The organism is Mycobacterium parascrofulaceum ATCC BAA-614, from assembly GCF_000164135.1.
Classification (GTDB): Bacteria; Actinomycetota; Actinomycetes; order Mycobacteriales; family Mycobacteriaceae; genus Mycobacterium; species Mycobacterium parascrofulaceum.
The window spans coordinates 229,147-230,089 of the sequence record NZ_GG770557.1 but is presented as its reverse complement, the minus strand read 5'-3'; the positions used below and the strand labels follow the sequence as shown (position 1 = coordinate 230,089).

Annotated in this window: 2 protein-coding genes; both read left to right on the top strand. The window is 67.0% G+C overall.

What is annotated here, in order from left to right; translation table 11 throughout:
• Positions 1 to 69: 69 nt before the first annotated feature.
• Positions 70 to 378 (top strand): IS3 family transposase, encoded by a 309-nt coding sequence (locus HMPREF0591_RS34710; RefSeq protein ID WP_007170961.1) that lies wholly within the window; start codon positions 70 to 72, stop codon positions 376 to 378.
• Positions 375 to 943: IS3 family transposase (locus tag HMPREF0591_RS32540; protein WP_007170960.1), on the top strand; the 569-nt coding region annotated here is incomplete at its 3' end. The genes HMPREF0591_RS34710 and HMPREF0591_RS32540, both read left to right, overlap by 4 nt.

Below are 943 nucleotides of genomic sequence, written 5' to 3'. Positions count from 1 at the left end.
GGGTCTGCTGCACGAACAGGTGGCATCTGAGTTGGCTTGTCCTGATGGGCGGGCTGGAAGGATGTTGCTGTGCCCAGGCCCTACCCCAGAGAGTTCCGCGACGATGTCGTGCGGGTCGCCCGTAACCGTGAGGACGGGGTGACGATCGAGCAGATCGCCGCCGACTTCGGCATCCACCCGATGACGTTGTCGAAGTGGATGCGCCAGGCCGATGTCGACGACGGCGCCAAACCCGGCACCAGCCGCACCGAGTCGGTCGAACTGCGCGAGCTGCGCCGGCGAAACCGGCTGCTGGAGCAGGAGAACGAGGTCCTGCGCCGGGCCGCGGCCTATCTTTCCCAGGCCAACCTGCCGGGAAAAGGCTCTACCCGCTCGTGAAGGAGCTCGCCGCCGACGGGATTCCCGTGGCGGTGACGTGCCGGGTACTCAAGCTCGCCCGCCAGCCCTACTACCGGTGGCTGGCGGATCCTGTCACCGACGCTGAATACGCCGAGGCGCATCGGGCCAACGCCCTGTTCGACGCCCACAAGGATGATCCGGAGTTCGGCTACCGCTACCTGGTCGAGGAGGCCCGAGAAGCCGGCCAGCCGATGGCCGAGCGGACCGCCTGGCGGATCTGCTCGCAGAACCAGTGGTGGAGTGCGTTCGGGAAGCGCAAGCGCGGGAAGAACGGCAAGGCCGGCCCACCGGTCCATGACGATGTGGTCGGCCGCGTCTTCACCGCCATCGCGCCAAATGCGTTGTGGCTGGCTGACATCACCGAACATCGCACCGGGGAGGGCAAGCTCTACCTGTGCGCGATCAAGGACGTATTCTCCAACCGCATCGTCGGCTACAGCATCGACTCTCGGATGAAGTCGCGGCTGGCCACCCAGGCCTTGGCCAACGCGGTCGCCCGCCGCGGCGAGGTCGCCGGCTGCGTGCTGCATAGCGACAGGGGAAG